The organism is Luteimonas sp. Soil_N_1, from assembly GCF_057656255.1.
Genome location: NZ_JBDGKS010000001.1, coordinates 732418 through 751114, shown reverse-complemented (window position 1 = coordinate 751114; position 18697 = coordinate 732418). Strand labels below are relative to the sequence as shown.

The following is an 18697-nucleotide window of genomic DNA, read 5'->3' as shown; positions in this document are numbered from 1 at the left end:
GTGTTAAGCCGAGGCAAGGGTTCCGTTGGCCTTCATCGACTGCGCCCGACGCGCGTTCCCGCGATAGCGGCTTGCAGGCACTCCATGATGATTCTTGAAGGCACGCGCAAAGCTGCAGCAGTTATCGAAGCCTGTCGCGGCCGCCACCTCACCGACCATCATCGAGGTGGTGCGGAGCAGCTGTGCGGCACGCTCGAGCCGCAGCCGCACCGACAGTGCCTGGGGGCTCTCGTCGTACAGCGCGTGGAACGCTTTCGAGAAGTACCAGTTCGAGAAGCTGGTGAGATCGGCCAGTTCACTGATCCTCACGACGCGATCCGCGTTGCCCTGCAGATAGAGATGGGCACGCTGCATGCGGCCGAACACCTGACGCTTGCGGCTCCGCGAACGCCCCGGACAACGACGCACCCGGGCCGCCAGGTCGCGTTGCACGTGGGCGAGCTGCAGCAGGAGGGGGCGGATCGACAATGCTTCACCACCGGCTTCCGCCGCCTCGCGCCACAGGCGCAACAGCACCCGGATCTCGCGTGCGGGCAAGCGGCCACGGCCCGTATACAGACTGCCGTCGCTCAGGGCCTGTAGCGCTTCAAGCGCACTCGCATCCATGGCGATACCGATGCACAGCCCTTGCGGCCCGGTCTGCACCAGAGGTGCCGACTCGCGCTCGAAGGCCATCCAGTCGCCACGCCGCATCCGGAAACGGCCTTCGCGCGATTCGATCCAGCCTTCGCCGCGCACCTGGATCCACAGATTGAACACTGGCGCGGAGAACTGCACGGCGCCGAGGCGTGACGCACCGATGCAGCGCGCGGAAGCATCTTCCAACGAATCGATGGACAGCAACTGGCCGCGAGCGGCCCATACACAGTTCGACATGCCGACACCCGTAAGGAATGGATGCCGACGTTGTGAGGGAGTGCTGGACGCCTTGCCCGAACCCACGCCTAGAGTTTGCCGAATTTGCTGCGAATTCTTTTACGACGAAATTACGAAGGCTTTTTCCTTAGCATCATCAACCACTTGGCGATCGCGTCCGGCGCCTCCGATACATCTGGCAAGCGCATGAATCCGATGTCGCTGCCATCGTCGGACGCCAGCGACACGTACCAGGCGCCGTCACCCGTAGAAAATCCGTTGGTGGCACTGCGGACTTCCGGATCCACGCAGGCCTCGCCCAGAGGGGCCAAGCCGGAGCCTTCGACCTCGTAGCGGGACAACCGGGTCCAACAGGCGGGCGTCGCGTCGAGGTATGCGAGGCTGCCGTCGGCCGCCAGCGACCAGCTGCGGTAGCGCCATCGCGACGGCACCGACGTGCTCAACCTCACGATGGAGGACTTGTCGAGCGTCGGAGCGGTGGCCCACAGGCCGCTGGCATCGAGCCGCGTGTACAGCAGGCGTTGCCGGACTGCATCGAACCGGACCTGCGACACGCCGTCGATACGTCCGAGAACCCGCCAGCCATCGCGCGAATAGGCGACGAGCGACGTCGCGCCCTCTGCACCCGTCTCTTCCACCACGAACAAGGTCCCTGCGGGCCCGTAGATCGCCTGCGCAGGACGGGTGGACGGAACGGGGAGTCGCTCCACCCGCCCACTGGACGGCTCGACTTCCAGAACCACCGGGCTGTTGTCCGCGTCCAGCGCCGTCATCAACAGGCGTGTGCCGTCTGCCGACCATCCGGGCGGCTGCCGCGTATCGGGCCGCACACCCTCGATCGGGCGCAGGGAATCGGGCGTATCCAGACGGGCCCACCACAGTTCGAAACGCCCTGCGCGGTCGGATGTGAACACGAGTTGTGAACCATCCGGAGACAAGGTCGGTTGAGAGTCCCGTCCACTGGACGTAAACAGCCGACCCCAGTCTCCCGTGCTGCCGTCGACCCGGTACAGACCGAACTGCGGCCGCCGGTGCACGAACGCCATCATGCCGGTACGCGGGGAGATCACCGGCGCCTGCGCGTCCTCGATGCCCAGGTCGACGATCGTCCCTGCGTTCACATCGGCCCGGTAGAGCCGCGCCTCGCTGTCGACGCGCAAACCGAACACCATGGTCCGCCCGTCCGGCGCCCACGCCCAGCCGCGCAACTCCGCGCCCAGGCGCGTGATCTGCTCCGGAGTACCGCCTTCGACGGGTACCCGCCACAGGTCGCCCATCTGCGGATTGCGGATGAAGCCGATCCAGCGCCCGTCCGGCGACACCTGCGGTGCGTAATCGATGTCTCCGGGAGCACCGGGATACGCCAGGTTCCGCCAGCGGCCCTGCACCGGATCCAGAATCCGCAGACGGCCCCCGTCTTCAACGCCGGTCATCGTGCCGAACAGCAGCCCACTGCCATCGGGCAACCAGCCGAAGCTCAGCAGATCGCTGCCGTCGCAGCGGGCGATCTCGCGCTCGCCGCCCGCACCAGCGGCCGGGGTCAGCAGGATGCGGCACGACCCGTCGACCGCCCAGCGCGCGAACGCGATCTCGCGCCCGTCCGGCGACCAGGCCGGCAAGTCATCACGCGCGCCTTCCGGCGGCTGCGACAGCGCACGCGGCGACGCACTGTTGGTGGTCTGCACGAGAATCCTGGAGGCGCTCGTCGTCTCTCCCCCGCCCCCCGTCGATGCGTAGGCCAGCATCGAGGCATCGGGCGACAGGGAGGGCGACAGCTCGAAGCCAGCTCCGCTGGTGATCAGCCGGTAGGGCCGGTTGAGGGGCGCCGGGCCGGGGCCTGCCGCCAAAGCATCCCGTGGCAACCGCGCGGCCTCGAACGCAGTCCACGTGCCCAGCACTGCCAGCGTGACCAGCAGCAAGGCAGCGACCGCCAACAGCCAACCCCGTTGCTGCGGCCTCTGCGACGTCGCCAGCTCTGCAGGAACCGAGGCCGTATCGAATGCCGGATCGGTAACCCGGACCACACCCTCCTTAGCGTCCGGCACCGGATCCAGCACTTCGACGGGCACCGTCAACCGGTACCCGCCCTTGGCGATCGTCTCGATGTACTGCTTGCCCGCCTCCGCACCGACCGAGCCGCTGCCGAAAGCCTTGCGCAGCTGGGTGATGGCCTGCGTCAGGACATCATCGGTCGGCAGCGTGTCGGGCCACACCTCACCGAGCAGCTCGTTGCGGCCCACCACGGCGCCCGGCACGCGTGCAAGCGCGCGCAGCACACCGATCGCCTTCGGCGTCACGCGGCGCGCGAGGCGTGCATCGGGCATGCGGACCTCGCGCGTGGCGAGATCGACGATACCGGCACCTACACGCAGCCGCGCATGCGACCGGGTGCCGGGGAGGATCGGATCTGACATCGGTACACCAGCTCAGGAGTCGGGAGGTTAGTCACCCCGGGCTGAATGAAGTGCAATGCCACGACAGATCATGCACAGCGTCGCGCGGGTCAGGATCAAGCCACCTCGGGTCGGCCCGAGGCTGCGCAGCATCCCCGGCGGCTTTAGCGTGGCAGCCCCCGATGACAGGAACCGCCGATGGACGTGAGCCTCCCCGCCAACGCCCCTATATCGGGGCAACCGACTGCCTGGTCCGCGCATTCAGGCGATGCTGCGCTTCCGTCGCTAGCTCTGTCGCGCGAGGGACTGGCTCTGTCGCGCGAGGGACTGGACGCCCACGTCGCTGCACGACTCGAAGCCGGCACCCTTCCACAATTCCTCGAGGAAACAGGCGATGCGGTCATGCTGGCCGAGCGCAGTCCGGTGTTCGCCGACGAACTCGCCCCGTTGCTCGGCGATATCCGCGATGCGCTGTCGGCACTCGATCCGCAGTCCCTGTCGCGGGTCGAGCGCGATGCGGTCGAGACGACGGTCGGAGAGATCGACACCTGGCTGGGCAGCATCGACGCACCGGAGGGGCCTGACGGCACGGCCCAGGTCCCCGGCGGCGGCCTGCAGGCCCATGAGGATGCCGGCGGACATCTGATCGAGCGCCATGTCGGCAAGAGCGAGCAGTGGCTGGTCGACCGCGTGACCGGGCAGAACATCAGCGCGGCCTCCACCTTCCGCGACATGCCGGCAGCGGAACACTTCGTGTCAGCGACGATCGCCGACCATCAGGATCGCGTCGACGCGTGGGTGGATGGCAGTGGCGGCAACCGTCTGGTTATCGACACCCGCTTCGACGCGAGCACCGGCATTTCGGTCAGCCGCGGCGACACCAGCGCTGTCGACGTCTTCTCGGTACGCCTGGTGCTCGAGCGTTCGAACCAGCTCGACATCGGCTATAGAATCGTGACCGGCTATCCCAACAAGCCCTGACGAGTCGAAGCCCTGATGAGCGCCTATCCGACGCTGGAAAACTTCTTCGCCGCCTACTTCCATCAGGACTGGGCGATGGAGCACGACACGCCGGATGCGGTGGTCGCCTACTACAGCAGCAGCGAGGCACCCGAGCAGGTGTCGCGCGCGCGTGCCGAGGCCGAGGCGCTGCTCGGCGAAGTACTCGACGAAGAGGCCTTGGGCCACCGGATTGCCGCGCTGGGCAGCGAGTACGACCCGACCCGTGACGGCGCCACCTGGCGCGGCTGGCTGCAGCGGCTCGCGCAGGATCTTGGCGCAGCGCGCACCGACGCGGACTGAAGCACGTATCGCACAAAAAAAAAGCGGGCCACATGGCCCGCTTTCTCGTTGCCGCAATGAGCACCTCGCTTACAAGGTCTGCGCGCGTGCGCCGGCCTGGTGCGGATAGTTCGCAAAGATCTCGGCGATCGTCGAGTTGATCCGCTGGGCCCGCTGGTCCGCCCGGTTGTTGGAGACGCGGCCCACCGCGATGCCCTCCCACACCAGACGCTTCGCGCTTGCGTCGATCAGATCGACGTTCATCGTGCCCTCGGTGTAGCGGTACACGCTGGTGCGCTCGTTCCAGTACGGCACCGCAAAATAGCCGCGAGCGCGATAGCTGTAGTAGTACGCGTAGTCGACCGTCGGATAGCTGCTGACGTCGGTGCGGCGTTCCATGTAGGCATTGATGTTCACCCACAGATCCGGATTGGATTCACTGTAGCGGTAGCCACGGCGTTCCATCTCGGCGCGGACGGCGGCCTTGGTGATTTCGCTGGTCTGGGTCTCGTAGCCTTCCTTCTCGATCGCCAGCGGCGTGTAGAAGGACCACGTGCGGTACGCCGAGAAGTCCGCGCGCGGATCGGCCTCGGTGGTGATGCGGGGGCCAGTGGCACAGCCGGCCAGCAGTGCGAGGCCGCACAGCGCCACGAGCCATACGGCGACGCGGGACGTCGAAGTCTTCATATCGGATCTCCCTGTTCTGGGGCGGATCGTGACGCGCTGTCCCGATACCGTTACTGAACATACGCGGTGCAGTGTCGCGCGGATGCGACGGCCGGAGGAACGGTTCATCCGGCCGCCGTGCATTCAGCCCGGGCGGTAGACCTCGGCGCCCTGCGCGCGGAACTCCGCCGACTTCTCCGCCATGCCCGCGGCCAGCGCGTCACCGGTCCCGACCCCGTGTTCGGCCGCGTACTCGCGCACGTCCTGGGTGATCTTCATCGAGCAGAAATGCGGGCCGCACATCGAGCAGAAGTGCGCCGCCTTGTGCGCGTCCTTGGGCAGGGTTTCGTCGTGGAAGGCTTCGGCCTTTTCCGGATCGAGGCCGAGATGGAACTGGTCCTGCCAGCGGAACTCGAAGCGCGCCTTGCTGAGTGCGTTGTCGCGCACCTGCGCGCCCGGATGCCCCTTGGCGAGATCGGACGCATGCGCGGCGATCTTGTAGGCCATGATGCCGTCGCGCACATCCTCGCGGTTGGGCAGGCCGAGGTGCTCCTTCGGCGTCACGTAGCAGAGCATCGCGGTGCCGAACCAGCCAATCATCGCCGCACCGATCGCGCTGGTGATGTGGTCGTAGCCCGGCGCGATGTCGGTGGTCAGCGGCCCCAGCGTGTAGAAGGGCGCCTCGCCGCACTCGCGCAGCTGCTTGTCCATGTTCTCCTTGATCAGCTGCATCGGCACGTGGCCGGGGCCTTCGATCATGGTCTGGATGTCGTGCTTCCACGCGATCTTCGTGAGCTCGCCCAGCGTCTCCAGCTCGCCGAACTGCGCGGCGTCGTTCGCATCGGCGATGCAGCCCGGGCGCAGGCCGTCGCCGAGCGAGAAGGCCACGTCGTAGGCCTTCATGATCTCGCAGATGTCCTCGAAGTGTGTGTAGAGAAAGCTCTCGCGGTGATGCGCGAGGCACCACTTGGCCATGATCGAGCCGCCGCGCGACACGATGCCGGTGACGCGCTTCGCGGTCAGCGGCACGTAGCGCAGCAGCACGCCGGCGTGGATCGTGAAGTAGTCGACGCCCTGCTCCGCCTGTTCGATCAGCGTGTCGCGGAAGATCTCCCAGGTGAGCTCCTCGGCGCGGCCGTCCACCTTCTCCAGCGCCTGGTAGATCGGCACCGTACCGATAGGCACCGGCGAGTTGCGGATGATCCACTCGCGCGTCTCGTGGATGTGTTTGCCGGTGGACAGGTCCATCACGGTGTCGCCGCCCCAGCGGATGGACCACACCAGCTTCTCCACTTCCTCGGCGATACCCGAGGACACCGCGCTGTTGCCGATGTTGGCGTTGATCTTGGTCAGAAAGTTGCGGCCGATGATCATCGGCTCGCTTTCGGGATGGTTGATGTTGTTGGGCAGGATGGCGCGTCCGCGGGCGATCTCGTCGCGCACGAATTCCGGCGTGATCACCTGCTGGATGTTCGCGCCGAACGCCTCGCCCGGATGCTGCTGGCGCAGCAGCGCATCGCGCACGAGTTCGAGGCGCTGGTTCTCGCGAATCGCGACGTATTCCATCTCCGGCGTCACGATGCCGCGGCGTGCGTAATGCATCTGGGTGACGTTAGTGCCGGCTTTCGCCACGCGCGGCAGCGTGCGCGACGGGAATCGCACGTGAGCGAGTTTCGGATCGTGTTCGCGGCCGCGGCCGAATGCCGAACTCAATGCCGAAAGCGCTTCGGTATCGCCGCGCTCCTCGATCCAGCGCGCGCGCAGCGGCGCCAGGCCCGCGGCAAGATCGATCGTGACGTCCGGATCGGTGTACGGGCCCGACGGATCGTAGACCGTGATCGGCGGATTCTCCTCGCCGCCGAACAGCGTCGGCGTGCGCGTCTGCACGATCTCGCGCATTGCCACACGCAGGTCCGGGCGCGAGCCCTCGACGTGGATCTTGCGCGAGCCCGGGATCGGGCGCGTCACCGATTCGGACAGCTGGTCGGTCTGCTGCAGCAGCGTGGAAGGCACGGCATTCATGGCATTCGTCCTGTGGTGGCGACGGGAGCCCGAGGGCGGGCTCTCCTTCTCGCGGACGAAGCGGCGGCGCGGGCCTGACGCGACAACCGCCGCACGGAGATGCGGAAGACGGTCCTGCGGCGGGTCCTGCGAAGCTTCCCTACGCCGGTATCAACCGGATCAGGTTCGAAGGGACTGTCTCAACCGGCTGACGCCGGTACCCCCGCTTCGGCGCGGATTAGAGCATGAAGCGCGGGCATGCCCCAACAGGCTCTGCCGCCCGACGCGCCTCTCGCGTCGCATCCGTCACCTGCGCACGCGTCGATCGTTACCGCGAAAACCGTTGACACTCCGCGCGGCGCCGTGATTCCCTGCAGAAATGACGCGCCGCACCAACCAGCGCACTCCCCGCCCGATCGCCGCCCCGGCGATCGTCGGCGTGCGTGCGGACGCGGCGTCCATCACCACGCGCGGCAACATTACCGGCACCGGTACCACCGGCCACGGGATGTGGACGCGCGCCGCCAGTTGATCTGACCGCCCGCTCCGCATCCCGACCCGGGGTGCGGACGCTACGTCCCGCCCAGACGGCTGCGGAGCTCCATGAGGAGTTCTCCGATGTCCGCTGTTGCGCCGCTCGCTCCACCCGCCCCCCTGGCATCGCCCGCGCTCGCCTGTCACGTGCACAAGTTCGGCGGCAGCAGCCTGGCCGATGCCGCGCATATCGGCAGGCTTGCCGCCCTCGTACCTGCTGACGCGCGCCTGCGGCCGGTCGTGGTCTCGGCAATGGCCGGCACCACGAACGCGCTGGTTGCACTCGGCGATGCGGCCGCTGCTGGTGAAGACTGGAAGCCGGGCTGGGACGCACTGCGCCAGCGCCATCTCGACACGGCGGATGCGTTCGAATCCGAAGCGGGCGGTCCGCTGCACGTCGCGCTCGAGGCGGAGTTCGCCACACTGGCCCGCGATCTGCAGGACCACGAATCCGGTGCCGATCCGCAATCGCGGGACGCGCGCCTCGCGCGCATCCACGGCTGCGGCGAACAACTGTCCTCGCGGCTTGCCCAGGCCGCGCTCGGTCCGGACTGGCACCGCCTCGATGCACGCGATGTCCTGGTCGTCCACGCCGCCGAGATGGGCGCCGTCGTCGACTGGGATGCCAGCCGCGCACGGCTCGCCGCCTGGCGCCTCGCCCACGGCGCACGCGACGTCGTGATCACCGGCTTCGTCGCGCGCGCTGCCGACGGCCGCGACACCACGCTGGGCCGCAACGGCAGTGACTATTCGGCGGCGATCTTCGCCAATCTCTTCGATGCCGACGCGCTGACGATCTGGACCGATGTCGACGGCGTGCTGTCCGCCGATCCGCGCCTCGTCCCGGACGCCGTGTGCCTCGACGCGATGTCGTATGCGGAAGCCTGCGAACTCGCCTATTTCGGCGCCAAGGTGCTGCATCCGCAGACGCTGGCACCGGTGCAGTCACGCGGCACGCCGGTGCGTATCCGCAACAGCCGCAATCCTGCAGCGCCCGGCACTTTGATCGCGCTGGACGCAGCCCCCGCGGCGTCCCCGGTCAAGGGCCTGAGCCTGGTGCGCGATGTCGCGGTGCTCGAACTCGTCGGCAACGGCCTGGTCGGCGTGCCGGGTATGGCCGAGCGCATGTTCGCCGCGCTGCACGGCGCCGGCGTGTCGGTGACGATGATCTCGCAGGGCTCGTCCGAGCATTCGATCTGCTGCGTGGTGCGCGCCGAGCAGGCGAACCGCGGCCACGACGCGATTGTCGAAGCCTTCGCCGATGCGATCGCCGAAGGCCAGGCGCAGGGTGTCGCGGTGACGACGGATCTGTGCGTGCTCGCAGCGGTCGGCGACGGCATGGTCGGCAGCCAGGGCGTTGCGGCGCGCCTGTTCGACGGCTTGGCGCAGGCCCGCGTCAATATCCGCGCGATTGCCCAGGGCGCGAGCGAACGCAACATCTCGGTCGCGATCGCGCAGGACGACGCCACACGCGCCTTGCGCGCCGCGCATGCCGCGTTCTGGCTGTCGCCGCAGACGGTGTCGGTGGGTGTCATCGGTCCCGGTAACGTCGGCCGCGCGCTGCTGGCGCAGCTGGCCGACGTGATCCCGGCCCTGCGTGCGCGCGCCGGTGTCGACCTGCGCCTGCGTGCAGTCGCGAGCAGCAGGCGCATGCGCCTCAGCGACGCCGCCATCGATCCGGATGCCGCATCCGCATTGCTCGACGACCACGCCGACGCCTGCGATCTCGATGCCTTCGCCGCGCACGTCCGCGCCGACCATCTGCCGCACGCGATGATCGTCGACTGCAGTGCCAGCGATGTTGTCGCGGCGAAGTACGCGGACTGGCTCGCCGCCGGCATCCACGTCGTCACCCCGAACAAGCACGCCGGCAGCGGCGACTGGCAGCGCTATGCGCGGATCGCCGACGCACGCGTCACCGGCCACAGCCGGTTTCTCTACGAGGCGACGGTGGGCGCGGGTCTGCCGGTGATCGTGACGCTGCGCAACCTGCTCGACACGGGGGACACGCTGCATGCGATCGACGGCATGCTGTCGGGCACGCTGGCCTGGCTGTTCAACAGTTTCGACGGCAGCCGGCCGTTCTCCGAACTCGTGCGCGAAGCGCGCGCCCTCGGCTACACCGAGCCCGACCCACGCGACGATCTGTCGGGGCTGGATGTCGCCCGCAAGCTGGTGATTCTCGCGCGCGAGGCCGGCCGGCCGTTGTCGCTGGCGGATGTCGACGTCGAAAGCCTGGTGCCCGAAGCGCTGCGCGAGGTGTCGCTGGACGTGTTCCTCGATCGCCTGTCCGAACTCGATGCGCCGATGCAGGCGCGCCTGGATGCCGCGCGCGCGGCCGGGTGCGGGCTGCGCCACATCGCCCGGCTCGGCGCCGGCAGCGACGCGAGTGTTGGCGTGCGCGCACTTCCCGCCGATCATGCGTGCATGCATACACGCCTGACCGACAACCTCGTCCAGTTCACCACGGCCCGCTATGCCGAAAATCCGCTGGTCGTGCAGGGCCCGGGCGCCGGCCCGCAGGTCACCGCCGCCGGCGTATTCGGCGACGTGCTCGCAATCGCCCACGCACTCGGCGCGCGCACCGGATGGCGCCACGCATGAGCGACAGGCCTGCATCCGCGCGCGCGTTCGCGCCCGCCAGCGTCGGCAACATCGGCGTGGGATTCGACGTGCTCGGTCATGTCATCGAAGGCCCACGCGACATCGCCCACGTGTGTCGCCTCGACACGCCAGAGGTGCGCATCGAGTCCATCGGTGGCGCGGTCGAGGGCGTCGAACGCCTGCCGCTGGCAGCGGCCGACAACACCGCCGGCCGTGCATTGCAGTCGCTGCGCGCCGCGCTGTCGCTGCCGTTCGGCTTCGCGGTGACGCTGGAGAAGGGCATTCCGCTCGGCTCGGGGCTTGGCGGTTCCGCGGCGTCCTGCGTCGCGGCGCTGGTCGCGGCTAACACACTGCTCGACGACCCGCTGTCGCGCGAAGCGCTGTATCCGTTCGCGCTCGACGGCGAATCGGTCGCCTCGGGCGCGCGCCACGGCGACAACATCGCGCCGATGCTGCTCGGCGGCGTGACGCTGTCGACCACCGATCGACTCATCGCGCTCGACGTGCCGGACTGGCTGTTCGCGGTCGTCGTGCATCCCGACCAGGTGCTGGAAACGCGTCGCTCGCGCGCGGTGCTGGCGGATCCGTATGCGCTGCACGATGTAGTGACGCACAGCACGCATCTGGCGCTGTTCCTGACCGGCCTGCAGCGTGGCGATCGCGACCTGATCCGTGCCGGCCTGCACGACGTGCTGGTCGAACCACGCCGCGCACCGCTGATTCCCGGCTTCGCTGCTGTCAAGGCCGCGGCGATCGCGAACGGCGCGCTGGGCGCGAGCATTTCCGGTGGCGGGCCCAGTGTGTTCGCGTGGTTCGATTCATGCGAGGCGGCCGAACGCGCCGCACCTGCAATGCGCGCGGGCTTCACCGATACCGGCATCGAAGCGCAGGCCTATGTGTCGCCAGTCGCCGGTCCACGCGCAGATCTGCTCGATGGAGACGCCACATGAAGTTCGTCAGCACCCGCGGCAACGCACCTGCAGTCGGCATCGACGATGCGCTCGTCGCCGGTCTCGCACCGGATGGTAGCCTGTACGTACCCGAGTCGATTCCGACGATCGATCTCGTCACCCCGCGCGCGACGCTCGTCGACACCGCCGTCGCCACGCTCGCGCCGTGGTTCGCTGGTTCGCGTATCGAGTCGCAACTCGCCGATCTCTGTGCAACGGCCTTCGCGTTCGATGCGCCGCTGCGTCCGCTCGCAGGTCCGGGCGATCATCTGCTCGAGCTGTTCCACGGGCCGACCGCGGCGTTCAAGGACTACGCCGCCCGCTTCCTCGCAGGCGCGCTCGGCGCACTGCGCGACCCCGCGGCACCGGAGACGACGATTCTCGTGGCGACGTCAGGCGATACCGGCGCGGCCGTCGCCTCCGCGTTCCATCGCCGGCCCGGTTTCTCGGTCGTGATCCTGTACCCGGACGGCCGCGTGTCGCCGCGGCAGGCGCACGGTCTGGAGTGCTGGGGCGACAACGTGCACGCCTACCGCGTCGACGGCAGTTTCGACCACTGCCAGCGCCTCGCGAAGCAGGCCCTGTCGGATCCGGCCTTGCGCGCGCGCATCACGCTGGGCACCGCCAACAGCATCAGCCTCGGCCGTCTGTTGCCGCAGGCCGCGTACTACGCGCATGCCGCCGCGCACCACCACGCCGCGACCGGCCAGGTCCTCAATCTGATCGTGCCGACCGGCAATCTGGGCAACGCGTCGGCCGCGTTCGTGGCGCGTGCGATGGGCGCGCCGCTGGGCGAGATCCGCCTAGCCTGCAATGCGAACGACACGTTGCCACGGTTCTTCGACGGCGCGGACTACGACGCGCAACCCACGCGCGCCACACTCGCGAACGCGATGGATGTCGGGGCGCCGAGCAACTTCGAACGGCTGCGCCACTGGCATGCCGACGACGCCGCATTGCGCGCCGCGTTCGTCGCGCGCTCGGTGGACGACGCGACCATCCGCACGACGATCCAGACCGCGCCCGCGCGCCACGGCATCGTGCCCTGCCCGCATACCGCGACGGGCCTGCATCTGCTTGAAACCCTGCGCGCGGATGGTGATACCCGCGACTGGGCGGTGGTGGCGACTGCGCACCCTGCGAAATTCGACACGATCGTCGAGCCGCTGGTGGGTCACACGGTAGCGCTGCCGGCGTCACTGGCCGACTGCCTGTCGCGTCCCGCGACAGGCGCGCCGATGCACAACGACAGCGATGCGCTGGAACAGGTGCTGCTCGCAGCACAACGCTGAGAAAATCTGCGGACACCGCAAACGAAAAGGCCTCCCGCAGATGCGGGAGGCCTCGAGGTCATGCGGATCGCTGAGGCGTCAGTTCGCCGGACCGACCTTCAGCTGCGCGCTGTCGACGCGCTTGACGCCTTCGATTTCGCCGGCGATCGCCTTGGCGCGGTCGATCTGCGCCTGCGATTCGACATCGCCTGACAGGCTCACGGTGCCATTGGTGGTCTCGACACCGATGTCGAGGCCGGCGACGTCGCTCGACGCGAGCAGGTCGGCCTTGACCTTGGTGGTGATCCACGTATCGGAGACCGGCTGGTCCGACTCGGACTGCGCGGCCACGGTGCGTTCGCCGCGCTCCTGCATCTGCTGCGCAACAGCCGTACCCGAGATCAGCATCGTGCCGGCAATCGCGGCACCCATCAGGGTCTTGTGCATCGTCTTCATGGCGGTGTTCCTCGTGCATTTGTGTGGGCGGAGTGTGCGAACCGCCGCGTGCCGAAGGGGTGAAGCGGGGCCTGTTCACGAGGCACTGATCCCGCGCTTGTTATCAGCCGCTCATGAAGCTGACGGGCAAATCCGTGAACGATGACGACAACGTGCGCGCTGCGCGCCTCGCGGGCCTGCGCTGGGTCAGCGACGATCTGCCCGGGCTGAGCCGCCGCCGCGCCGGCAAGGGATTCAGCTATCGCGATCCGGATGGCAAGGCCGTGCGCGATCGCGCGACACTCGACCGGGTGCGCATGCTCGCGATCCCGCCCGCGTATCGCAACGTGTGGATCTGCGCGCTCGAGAACGGACATCTGCAGGCCACCGGCCGCGACGCGCGCGGACGCAAGCAATACCGCTATCACCCGGACTGGAGCGAGGTGCGCGGCCACGGCAAGTTCGATCGCATCGTCGCGTTCGCGACCGCACTGCCGCGTCTGCGCCGTGCGCTGGGGCGCGATCTCAAACTGCCGGGCATGCAGCGCGACAAGGTGCTCGCGATCGTCGTCTCGCTGATGGCGCAGACCTTTGTGCGCGTCGGCAACGACAGCTACACGCGCAGCAACGGCTCGTTCGGTCTGACGACGCTGCGCAACCGCCATTTCGAACTCGTGCGCGGCGGCCGCGCGCGGCTGAAGTTCCGTGGCAAGAGCGGGCAGGAGCAGGAGATCGAACTCGACGACGCCAAGCTGACCGCACTGGTGCGCAAGGTGCAACAGTTGCCGGGCCAGGCGTTGTTCCAGTATGTCGACGACGACGGCGAACGCCACGGCGTCGACTCCGGCATGGTCAACGACTACCTGCGCGAGGCGATGGGCGGCGCGTTCACGGCCAAGGATTTCCGCACCTGGGGCGGCACGCTGATGGCGTTCCGCCGGTTCGCGGCGATGCCGTTGCCCGAAGGCAGAAAAGGCGGCGAGCCCAGCGAGCGTGCGCTGGCGACGCAGGAGAAGATCGTCATCGCCGATGTCGCCGATGCGCTCGGCAATACGGTCGCAGTGTGCCGCAAGGCCTACATCGATCCGGTGCTCTACGAGGCCTGGCGCGATGGCGGACTGCAGCGCGCGGCGGGCAACGCGCGCGGTGAACGCCAGTGGGAAGCGTCTGCGTTGAAGCTGTTGCGTCAGCGGCATCGCAAGCGTCCGGCCGGCAAACCGTTGTCGAAGTAACTGTTGACACGCCGGTCATTGGCGTGTTTTTCTCGACCACATGACGCAGCGCAACAACCACCGCCAGATCGCGACCGCCGCACGCCTCCGCGTGCGCGACGTGCGCCTGCCGGTTGCGCTCACCTCGGCCATTCTCCTCGTACTCGTACTCCTTATTACCGTCCGGAATGGCGCGGGGATGGGGTTCGTGTAGCAAGACGAAACTCCAGAAGGTCGAAAGAACCTGAACCCCGCGCCGAAAGGCGCGGGGTTTTTGTTTGGCCCCCACAAAACCTCCAGTCCCAGAGCCACCCGCCATGCACAGCCATCCCGCCAACGCCTGCACGACCCAGCCCGCGACGCCGCAAGGCGCAGCGCGTGCGTCGGCCGCGTGTCCGGATGCATGCGGCGATACCGCCTCCTCCACCGCCGACGCGGTGTTTCGGACGGCCGGTCGGGACGGGGCAACGCCCTCGACCGCCGGCCGTTTCCACATCCGGGCCTCACGCGTCACCGCGTGAGCCGCCCGCCCTCCCCTTTCCACCCGCAGATCGGACACCACCACCCATGAGCAATACCAATCCCTCCATCGCCATCGTCGGCTACGGCAGCCAGGGCCGCGCGCACGCGCTGAACCTGCGCGACTCCGGCTTCGACGTCGTCGTCGGCCTGCGTCCCGGCGGCCCGACCGAGCAGAAGGCGAAGGCCGACGGCTTCACCGTCAAGACGCCTGCCGACGCGGTCGCCGATGCCGACCTGGTCGCCGTGCTGACGCCCGACATGGTGCAGAAGCAGCTGTATGCCGACGTGCTCGCGCCGCACATGAAGCAGGGCGCCTGCCTGCTGTTCGCGCACGGCCTCAACGTGCATTTCGACATGATCGCGCCGCGCGAGGATCTGGACGTGGTGCTGGTCGCGCCCAAGGGCCCGGGCGCATTGGTGCGTCGCGAGTACGAGATCGGCCGTGGCGTGCCCTGCATCTACGCCGTGCACCAGGATCCCACCGGCAAGGGCGAGCAGCTGGCGCTGACCTACGCCGCGGGCCTGGGCGGCGCGCGCGCGAACATCATCAAGACGACGTTCAAGGAAGAAACCGAGACTGATCTGTTCGGCGAGCAGGCGGTGCTGTGCGGCGGCGCGTCGTCGCTGGTGCAGGCCGGCTTCGAGACGCTGGTCGAAGCCGGTTACCAGCCGGAAATCGCGTACTACGAAGTGCTGCACGAGCTGAAGCTGATCGTCGACCTGTTCTACGAGGGCGGCATCACCCGGATGCTGGAGTTCATCTCCGAGACCGCGCAGTACGGCGACTTCGTCAGCGGCCCGCGGGTGATCGACGCGTCGGTGAAGGCGCGCATGAAGGATGTGCTGACCGACATCCAGAACGGCACCTTCACCCGCAACTGGCAGGCCGAATACGACGCCGGCCTGCCGAACTACAAGAAGTTCCAGCAGGCCGACAAGGACCACCCGATCGAGCAGGTCGGCCGCGAACTGCGCGCCAAGATGACCTGGCTGGGCGAGCAGACCGGCGCGCCGGCACAACCGCAGAGCGAGGCCGCCTGATGAACGGCGCCCGCTGGCTGGTGCAGGCGCTGGAAGCCGAGGGGGTCGACACGATCTTCGGCTATCCGGGCGGCGCGATCATGCCGTTCTACGACGCGCTGCACGGCGCATCGTTGAAGCACGTGCTGGTACGCCACGAACAGGGCGCGGCGTTCGCTGCGAACGGGTTCGCGCGGGCCAGTGGGCGCGTCGGTGTGTGCGTCGCGACCTCCGGCCCGGGCGCCTCGAACCTGGTGACCGGCATCGCCGACGCGATGCTGGACTCGGTGCCGATGGTGGTGATCACCGGCCAGGTGGCGACGCCGCTGATGGGCACCGACGCATTCCAGGAACTGGACGTGTTCGGCATGACGCTGCCGATCGTCAAGCACAGCTTTCTGCTGCGCAGCGTGGACGAACTGCCCAACGTCGTCGCAGAAGCATTCCGCATCGCGCGTTCCGGCCGTCCCGGCCCGGTGCTGATCGACCTGCCGAAGGATGTGCAGATCGGCGATGCCGCGCATCTGGGCGCACACATTCCCTCGACGGCCGACGTCATGCCGGCCTGCGCCGACCACGCGCTGCACGAAGCGGCGGCGCTGATCTCGCAGGCCGAGCGCCCGGTCGTCTACGGCGGCGGCGGCATCATCCTGGGCGATGCGCTGGACGCGTTCCGGGAGTTCGCCGATCTGACCCAGATCCCGACGGTGCTGACGCTGCGTGCACTGGGCGCCCTGCCGCCGACGCATCCGGCCAACCTCGGCATGATCGGCATGCACGGCTCTCGCGCGGCGAACCTGGCGGTGCAGGAATCGGATCTGCTGATCGTCGTCGGTGCGCGCTTCGACGATCGCGCCACCGGCAAGCTGGCCGAGTTCGCGCCGCTGGCGCGCATCGTCCATCTGGATGGCGACAGTTGCGAGATCGGCAAACTGCGCGCGGCGGACGTGTCGGTGTGTGGTGATGTCGCCACCAGTCTGTCGCGTCTGGGTGCGCCTTGCGCGGCGCAGATGCAGGGCCGGCACGCGGCCGCGCGCACTGCGTGGCGTGACCTGTGTGCGCAGCGCCGCGAGCGATTCGCCGCGCGCTACGACGCGCCCGGCGACAAGGTCTTTGCTCCGGCGCTGCTGAAGCGCATGAGCGAACTGGCGCCCGATGCGACCGTCGCATGTGATGTCGGCCAGCACCAGATGTGGGTCGCGCAGCACTGGCGCTTCGACCATCCGCGCAAGCATCTGACCAGCGGCGCGCTGGGTGCGATGGGCTTCGGCCTGCCGGCCGCGATCGGCGCGCAGATGGAAGACCCGTCTCGCCGTGTGGTCTGCGTCAGCGGCGACGGCTCGTTCCTGATGAACGTGCAGGAGCTGGCGACGCTGAAGCGCTACCGCGTGCCGGTGAAGATCATCCTGCTCGACAACCAGGCGCTGGGCATGGTGCGCCAGTGGCAGGAGCTGTTCTTCGAGCGCCGCTATTCCGAGATTGATCTGTCCGACAACCCGGACTTCGCGCAGGTCGCGCGCGCGTTTGGCATCCAGGCGCTGTCGGTCGACAAGGCCGCCGATGTCGAAGCGGCGCTGGCTGCGCTGCTGGCCGCGGACGGCCCGGCGCTGCTGCACGTGGCCATCGACACCGCCGCCAACGTCTGGCCGCTGGTCCCGCCCAACCACAACAACGCGCAGATGCTCGATGCCGACGAGGCCACCTCGCTCGATATCGGCGACTCCGTCGTGCCTGCCACCGAACCCGCTGCCGCCACGTCCGCCAAGGAATCGAGCCATGCGTTACCAGTTTGAGATGACCCTGCGCCGCGCCGAAGGCGCGCTGGTGCGCGTGCTGGGCACGACCGAACGCCGCGGCTTCCGCCCGGTGTCGTTCGAAGGCGACGCGCACGCCGACAGCGACCACTGGAATCTGCGCATGACCGTCGAAGGCGACCGCGCCGCGATCGCGCTGCAGGGCCAGCTGGCCAAGCTCTACGACTGCCTGTCGGTGGAGGTGTCGCCGTGTCGTTGAACGTCACCGCCGAGGCCGCACCGGCGCAGCCGCCTTCGATCGCGGAGACCGCAGCACCCAATCGTCCGCAGGCCTGGTTCGACGGCGCGCTGTGCGATATCGACGCGCTGCAGGCCGGACTGACCACGCATGCGATGCATTACGGCAGCGGCGTGTTCGAAGGCATCCGCAGCTACGCGACCGCCGATGGCGCCGCGGTGTTCCGCCTGCCCGAGCACATGGCGCGCATGCGCGAGGGTGCGGCGCTGCTGGGCATGCACTTCGATCCCGCGCAGGCCACCGAAGCCGTGCTGGCGACGCTGCGCGCGAATGGCCATCGCGATACCTACATCCGCCCGTTGGCGTGGTTCGGCGAAGGCGGTTTCGGCCTGGACGTCGAAGGCCACACCGAACATCTGATGGTCGCGACCACCGCGACCCAGGTGCACCTCAACGGCACCCGCGCACGGCTGGGCATCAGCAAGTGGCGCCGCAATCCCGCGGATTCGCTTCCGCCGCTGAAGCTGTGCGGTGCCTACGTCAATTCCATCCTGGCCAAGCGCGAGAGCAAGTCGCGCGGCTTCGACGAAGCGCTGTTCACCGATGCCGACGGCTACGTCGTCGAGTGCACCGGCGCCAACGTTTTCATCGTCAAGGCCGGTCGCGTCACCGCGGTCCAGCATCGCGACGCGCTGCCGGGCATCACCCGCGACACGCTCATCCGTCTGAGCGGCGCCGAGTCGCGCGCCGTCACCATCGACGAGCTGTACGACGCCGACGAAGTCTTCGCCTGCGGCACCGCGGCCGAAGTGGCGCCGGTGCACGGCGTCGAGGACCGCAGCTATGGCGACAACCCGGTCACCCGCGAACTGGCCGCGCTGTATGCGCGCGTCGTGCGCGGCGATGCCGAGCGCCAGCGCGGCTGGCTGACGGCAGTCTGA

17 protein-coding genes and 1 riboswitch are annotated in these 18697 nt (G+C 68.3%); of the genes, 12 read left to right on the top strand and 5 right to left on the bottom strand.

What is annotated here, in order from left to right; translation table 11 throughout:
• Window positions 1-3: 3 nt before the first annotated feature.
• Window positions 4-876, bottom strand: a complete 873-nt coding sequence (locus tag AC3A4E_RS03405; protein WP_487630161.1) for a helix-turn-helix transcriptional regulator — start codon at window positions 874-876, stop codon at window positions 4-6.
• Window positions 877-986: 110 nt separating this feature from the next.
• Window positions 987-3290, bottom strand: coding sequence for a winged helix-turn-helix domain-containing protein (locus tag AC3A4E_RS03400; protein WP_487630160.1), 2304 nt, complete (start codon window positions 3288-3290; stop codon window positions 987-989).
• A 177-nt stretch (window positions 3291-3467) separates the two neighbouring features.
• Here AC3A4E_RS03400 and AC3A4E_RS03395 point away from each other — a divergent pair, with 177 nt between their 5' ends.
• Both AC3A4E_RS03395 and AC3A4E_RS03390 read left to right on the top strand, forming a co-directional pair.
• Window positions 3468-4250 carry an RNase A-like domain-containing protein gene (locus tag AC3A4E_RS03395; protein ID WP_487630159.1) on the top strand — a complete coding sequence of 261 codons (783 nt, stop codon included), beginning with the start codon at window positions 3468-3470 and terminating at the stop codon, window positions 4248-4250.
• Window positions 4251-4265: 15 nt separating this feature from the next.
• Window positions 4266-4571: a contact-dependent growth inhibition system immunity protein gene (locus AC3A4E_RS03390; RefSeq protein ID WP_487630158.1), complete on the top strand. Its 306-nt coding sequence runs from the start codon at window positions 4266-4268 to the stop codon at window positions 4569-4571.
• Between the two features lie 69 nt (window positions 4572-4640).
• Here AC3A4E_RS03390 and AC3A4E_RS03385 read toward each other — a convergent pair whose 3' ends face one another.
• Together AC3A4E_RS03385 and thiC are read right to left on the bottom strand one after the other, a co-directional pair.
• Entirely contained in the window at window positions 4641-5237 is a 597-nt protein-coding gene (locus AC3A4E_RS03385; protein ID WP_487630157.1) for a DUF4136 domain-containing protein, read from the bottom strand.
• A gap of 123 nt (window positions 5238-5360) precedes the next feature.
• Window positions 5361-7238, bottom strand: a complete 1878-nt coding sequence (gene thiC / locus AC3A4E_RS03380; protein WP_487630156.1) for a phosphomethylpyrimidine synthase ThiC — start codon at window positions 7236-7238, stop codon at window positions 5361-5363.
• Between the two features lie 118 nt (window positions 7239-7356).
• A riboswitch (TPP riboswitch) is annotated at window positions 7357-7452 on the bottom strand.
• Between the two features lie 144 nt (window positions 7453-7596).
• On the opposite strand from thiC, the gene AC3A4E_RS03375 reads away from it, so the two are divergent.
• The 4 genes from AC3A4E_RS03375 (at window position 7597) to thrC (ending at window position 12597) form a co-directional block, all read left to right on the top strand.
• The gene (locus AC3A4E_RS03375; RefSeq protein WP_487630155.1) at window positions 7597-7749 is read left to right on the top strand and encodes a hypothetical protein; all 153 of its coding nucleotides are present in this window, start codon (window positions 7597-7599) and stop codon (window positions 7747-7749) included.
• Between the two features lie 86 nt (window positions 7750-7835).
• Window positions 7836-10355 (top strand): bifunctional aspartate kinase/homoserine dehydrogenase I, encoded by a 2520-nt coding sequence (gene thrA, locus AC3A4E_RS03370; protein WP_487630154.1) that lies wholly within the window; start codon window positions 7836-7838, stop codon window positions 10353-10355.
• Window positions 10352-11305, top strand: a complete 954-nt coding sequence (locus AC3A4E_RS03365; protein WP_487630153.1) for a homoserine kinase — start codon at window positions 10352-10354, stop codon at window positions 11303-11305. Before thrA ends, AC3A4E_RS03365 begins: the two co-directional genes overlap by 4 nt.
• A complete protein-coding gene (thrC, locus tag AC3A4E_RS03360; protein WP_487630152.1) occupies window positions 11302-12597 on the top strand; it encodes a threonine synthase in 1296 nt (431 codons plus the stop codon). The genes AC3A4E_RS03365 and thrC overlap by 4 nt, the downstream gene beginning before the upstream one ends.
• Window positions 12598-12675: 78 nt before the next feature.
• On the opposite strand, the gene AC3A4E_RS03355 is transcribed toward thrC, so the two are convergent.
• Window positions 12676-12984, bottom strand: coding sequence for a BON domain-containing protein (locus tag AC3A4E_RS03355; RefSeq protein ID WP_487632003.1), 309 nt, complete (start codon window positions 12982-12984; stop codon window positions 12676-12678).
• Between the two features lie 161 nt (window positions 12985-13145).
• Between AC3A4E_RS03355 and AC3A4E_RS03350 the strand changes: the two genes are divergently transcribed.
• The 6 genes from AC3A4E_RS03350 (at window position 13146) to AC3A4E_RS03325 (ending at window position 18697) form a co-directional block, all read left to right on the top strand.
• On the top strand, window positions 13146-14243 hold the full coding sequence (locus AC3A4E_RS03350; RefSeq protein WP_487630151.1) for a DNA topoisomerase IB: 1098 nt from the start codon (window positions 13146-13148) through the stop codon (window positions 14241-14243).
• A 40-nt stretch (window positions 14244-14283) separates the two neighbouring features.
• Window positions 14284-14436, top strand: a complete 153-nt coding sequence (locus AC3A4E_RS03345) for a hypothetical protein (RefSeq protein WP_232137555.1) — start codon at window positions 14284-14286, stop codon at window positions 14434-14436.
• A 353-nt stretch (window positions 14437-14789) separates the two neighbouring features.
• Window positions 14790-15785 carry a ketol-acid reductoisomerase gene (ilvC, locus tag AC3A4E_RS03340; protein ID WP_487630150.1) on the top strand — a complete coding sequence of 332 codons (996 nt, stop codon included), beginning with the start codon at window positions 14790-14792 and terminating at the stop codon, window positions 15783-15785.
• Window positions 15785-17557, top strand: a complete 1773-nt coding sequence (gene ilvG / locus AC3A4E_RS03335) for an acetolactate synthase 2 catalytic subunit (RefSeq protein ID WP_487630149.1) — start codon at window positions 15785-15787, stop codon at window positions 17555-17557. The genes ilvC and ilvG overlap by 1 nt, the downstream gene beginning before the upstream one ends.
• A complete protein-coding gene (locus AC3A4E_RS03330) occupies window positions 17541-17777 on the top strand; it encodes an ACT domain-containing protein (RefSeq protein WP_232137558.1) in 237 nt (78 codons plus the stop codon). The genes ilvG and AC3A4E_RS03330 overlap by 17 nt, the downstream gene beginning before the upstream one ends.
• Window positions 17768-18697 (top strand): aminotransferase class IV, encoded by a 930-nt coding sequence (locus tag AC3A4E_RS03325; protein WP_487630148.1) that lies wholly within the window; start codon window positions 17768-17770, stop codon window positions 18695-18697. The genes AC3A4E_RS03330 and AC3A4E_RS03325 overlap by 10 nt, the downstream gene beginning before the upstream one ends.

Bases quoted from the DNA above. Each gene is read 5' to 3' on its own strand.
- AC3A4E_RS03405 (WP_487630161.1), bottom strand. From the start codon at position 876: ATGTCGAACTGTGTATGGGCCGCTCGCGGCCAGTTGCTGTCCATCGAT.
- AC3A4E_RS03400 (WP_487630160.1), bottom strand. From the start codon at position 3,290: ATGTCAGATCCGATCCTCCCCGGCACCCGGTCGCATGCGCGGCTGCGT.
- AC3A4E_RS03395 (WP_487630159.1), top strand. From the start codon at position 3,468: ATGGACGTGAGCCTCCCCGCCAACGCCCCTATATCGGGGCAACCGACT.
- AC3A4E_RS03390 (WP_487630158.1), top strand. From the start codon at position 4,266: ATGAGCGCCTATCCGACGCTGGAAAACTTCTTCGCCGCCTACTTCCAT.
- AC3A4E_RS03385 (WP_487630157.1), bottom strand. From the start codon at position 5,237: ATGAAGACTTCGACGTCCCGCGTCGCCGTATGGCTCGTGGCGCTGTGC.
- thiC (WP_487630156.1), bottom strand. From the start codon at position 7,238: ATGAATGCCGTGCCTTCCACGCTGCTGCAGCAGACCGACCAGCTGTCC.
- AC3A4E_RS03375 (WP_487630155.1), top strand. From the start codon at position 7,597: ATGACGCGCCGCACCAACCAGCGCACTCCCCGCCCGATCGCCGCCCCG.
- thrA (WP_487630154.1), top strand. From the start codon at position 7,836: ATGTCCGCTGTTGCGCCGCTCGCTCCACCCGCCCCCCTGGCATCGCCC.
- AC3A4E_RS03365 (WP_487630153.1), top strand. From the start codon at position 10,352: ATGAGCGACAGGCCTGCATCCGCGCGCGCGTTCGCGCCCGCCAGCGTC.
- thrC (WP_487630152.1), top strand. From the start codon at position 11,302: ATGAAGTTCGTCAGCACCCGCGGCAACGCACCTGCAGTCGGCATCGAC.
- AC3A4E_RS03355 (WP_487632003.1), bottom strand. From the start codon at position 12,984: ATGCTGATCTCGGGTACGGCTGTTGCGCAGCAGATGCAGGAGCGCGGC.
- AC3A4E_RS03350 (WP_487630151.1), top strand. From the start codon at position 13,146: ATGAAGCTGACGGGCAAATCCGTGAACGATGACGACAACGTGCGCGCT.
- AC3A4E_RS03345 (WP_232137555.1), top strand. From the start codon at position 14,284: ATGACGCAGCGCAACAACCACCGCCAGATCGCGACCGCCGCACGCCTC.
- ilvC (WP_487630150.1), top strand. From the start codon at position 14,790: ATGAGCAATACCAATCCCTCCATCGCCATCGTCGGCTACGGCAGCCAG.
- ilvG (WP_487630149.1), top strand. From the start codon at position 15,785: ATGAACGGCGCCCGCTGGCTGGTGCAGGCGCTGGAAGCCGAGGGGGTC.
- AC3A4E_RS03330 (WP_232137558.1), top strand. From the start codon at position 17,541: ATGCGTTACCAGTTTGAGATGACCCTGCGCCGCGCCGAAGGCGCGCTG.